The organism is Roseateles aquatilis, assembly GCF_002205645.1.
GTDB classification, from domain to species: Bacteria; Pseudomonadota; Gammaproteobacteria; order Burkholderiales; family Burkholderiaceae_C; genus Roseateles; species Roseateles aquatilis.
The window spans coordinates 1-2,740 of record NZ_NIOF01000034.1; the positions used below are offsets into that span (position 1 = coordinate 1).

Here is a 2,740-nt window from a genome sequence, read left to right on the forward strand (position 1 = left end):
GCCAACACGGCCGGGGTCAGGAATGGGCGGCTGTTCCTGAAGGACCACCTGGGGTCGGTGATCGGGATCGTCGATGAGGTGGGGCAGTTGCAGCAGCGAATGAGCTATGACGCGTGGGGGCGCCGGCGCAATATCGACGGCAGCGACGACAGCTGGGCGACGCTGGGGACGATCAAGAACGATCAGGATAACTCGGGGTATACCGGGCACGAGCAGCTGGATCAGCTCGGGCTGGTGCATATGAATGCGCGGTTGTATGACCCGATGACCGGGAGGCATACGAGTGCGGATCCGACGGTGCCGGATCCAAAGGATCAGCAGGCGTTCAATCGGTTTAGCTATGTGCTAAACAACGCGCTGGCTTATACCGATCCTACAGGCTTGATGCCTAATTTGATATTCGATGATTGGTTTGGTGCAGATCAGATGCGCCGATACGGAAGCTGCAGGGAGTGTGTGGGGGGGACTACCGTTAATGGGCCTCTCATAACCTATCAGCAGACGCCTTCTGCGCCTGCTCAATATTCATTACCAACGGTCACTGTCAGCGGGGCAGGAGTTTCGTATGCTGAAGTCGCCAATCCCGTGGCTCTTCCCGGTGTGAATGCTGCGGCCATTCTCAAGCAATCTACGCTTGATCTCGCGGATGGTGGTTATGTAAGATTGTCCATTAATGCATATAAGAATGGTGACTATGGTTGGGCGGTAACCTATGGCGCATCTTCAGTCCTTTGGGCAGGAGCAAATCTCGCTAGCTTTGGTACGGCAAATATAATAGGCCGATCGACTACCGCTGCCGCAAAGGAAGCTGGAGCGTTCAGTCATCTTGTGCCTGGCGGTGGACTTGTGGCGCATGAAGCGGCCGGTGGTCATTTGCTTGCGCGACATCTTGGCCAAACGGAGGCGGACCTTGCTGCAAGGCTTGCGTCGCAATCGCGGTTAGGTGCTGCATCAACTTTTGCTAGCCGAGCGGAAGCCGAGGCAGCAATTTCATCGGCGTTGAGCACGAATGCTGCGCGCGTGAATGCGTGGGTTACTGCAGGTGCAAGAGGGCGGCTCGTGATTGATGGAGCTTTCAGCGGGGGGGCTGTGCTTCAGCGCGGGGCCGCTGCCGCAGTGCCAGGCACAGGAGTCAGAGCAGTTCTAGAAGGCACTGGCGGTGGAAACTGGCGAATCATTACTGGCTATCCGATACCATGACGACAAATAGCAATCAAGAACTGAAATCCTTCCTGGCAGGGTATTTCCATGAAGACTGGGAGCTGGATGCATCCGAGCCCGATGAGGTGATCGTCCAGTTTCTGAGTGGCGGGCCGGATTCCAACGATATCTATCACATCGTTGCTCAGATCCGCCAATACTTGGTCTCTGCCGGAGACGATGTTGCCATTGAGCAAGACCTCCTCAGAGAGTTTGGGTGCTATTACTTACCAAGCTCTGATGGACAGAGTGCCCGAGATTGGCTCCAACATGTAGTTGGAAAATTGGAGTACAGGCAGGGTGGATTGGCTTAGAGCTCGTTCTCTTCGTCCAAATGACCACTTCCGTGTAATCTCGTCAATTAAAGTAGGTGCAATGGGTGGGTCAACCGCGGGAAATCCATTCGCTTGAGCGATCCGCGAGGCAGCGAAGGCCGAAGATCCAGGGCGGATATGCGTATATTGTCGTCGAGAGGGGGGCTACTTGGGTCGATCACGTAATTCCAAAGGCGAGATAGGGTAATGCGACCTTGGCCAGCGCGCAACTCGCGTGTCCGCATTGCAATGCAAGGCGCGCGAGACTTTCCGTGAATCCACCCGCTGGATATCGAGGTGAATGGCCGTCGCCAAATTGGGAGAAGTGAAAGTATATGAAATATCAAGTAGATGATTTTGAAGCAAGCCATGCTTCGCCGGTCTGGCGTGATCGGGCGAGCTTTATATTCGCCGCGCACCTCGGATCGAAGGATGGGATAAATGAATGGGAGCAATTGTGGGGGGAGAGGATAGCTGTAAATCGATTCATTTTGTGCTGCATTCCATTCTTTGTGACCAATCTGGCGCTGGGCGATGAGGTTGAAATTGACGCAAATTCCATTCTTCAGCGTGTCGTGCGACCGTCCGGTCAAGTGACATTTCGAGTATGGTTCGGTGGTCAGGATGATGTGGGCCGTCAAACGCAAGTGCGCGAAATTGGGGATTTGAATATTTCAATGGAATGGTATTCAGAGAATCTATTGGCTCTGAGCGTGGCGGCGACTGATGCTCAGCGCCTTGCTGACCATCTGCAGGTTCGTGAGAACGAAGGCCTGTTGAACTACGAAACTGGATCTGTCTAGAGAATGTATTTCTGAGGTTCCTGTGGGTCGAGAGAGCGTCGCGCCAGTGAAAATACTATCTGAACCGCTTTATAAAGGGTGGTCGGTAGTTTGTAGGCATGGGAAGAGCAGCGACATTCCTGTGAAGGGGTAGAAATGCCTACCCCGCGATGGGGGCGCTTCATCCCTTCACCTGCAAGAAGCAGCCATCAAACTCAATGAGGCTGGGTTAACTAGTTGCGTTGTTCGAAGCCCGCCATATAGCGAAGCAGGGAGTTCGGTCGGATGGAAAGAGCCGTGAGAGTTCTACGAGGAGCGAGACGGCTGCTGTCAGCGTTGGCGCTCGCGGGACTGGGCATCGGCGCGGCGCAGGGGCAGACCACGACGACGGTCACGCGCACGGTGAACTACGAGTACGACGCGTACGGGCAGCTCAAGAAGGAG

3 protein-coding genes are annotated in these 2,740 nt (G+C 54.8%); all 3 read left to right on the top strand.

What is annotated here, in order from left to right; translation table 11 throughout:
* On the top strand, positions 1-1,200 hold a 1,200-nt coding region (locus CDN99_RS27875), incomplete at its 5' end, for an RNase A-like domain-containing protein (protein WP_310732498.1).
* Positions 1,197-1,514 (top strand): contact-dependent growth inhibition system immunity protein, encoded by a 318-nt coding sequence (locus tag CDN99_RS29790; protein WP_158218986.1) that lies wholly within the window; start codon positions 1,197-1,199, stop codon positions 1,512-1,514. The genes CDN99_RS27875 and CDN99_RS29790, both read left to right, overlap by 4 nt.
* Positions 1,515-1,849: 335 nt before the next feature.
* Complete coding sequence (locus CDN99_RS27880) at positions 1,850-2,317, top strand: DUF4265 domain-containing protein (protein WP_088388934.1); 468 nt, start codon at positions 1,850-1,852, stop codon at positions 2,315-2,317.
* Positions 2,318-2,740 lie beyond the last annotated feature (423 nt).

Excerpts from the sequence above, each read along its gene's own strand:
- CDN99_RS27880 (WP_088388934.1), top strand. The coding sequence starts at position 1,850 with ATGAAATATCAAGTAGATGATTTTGAAGCAAGCCATGCTTCGCCGGTC.
- CDN99_RS29790 (WP_158218986.1), top strand. The coding sequence starts at position 1,197 with ATGACGACAAATAGCAATCAAGAACTGAAATCCTTCCTGGCAGGGTAT.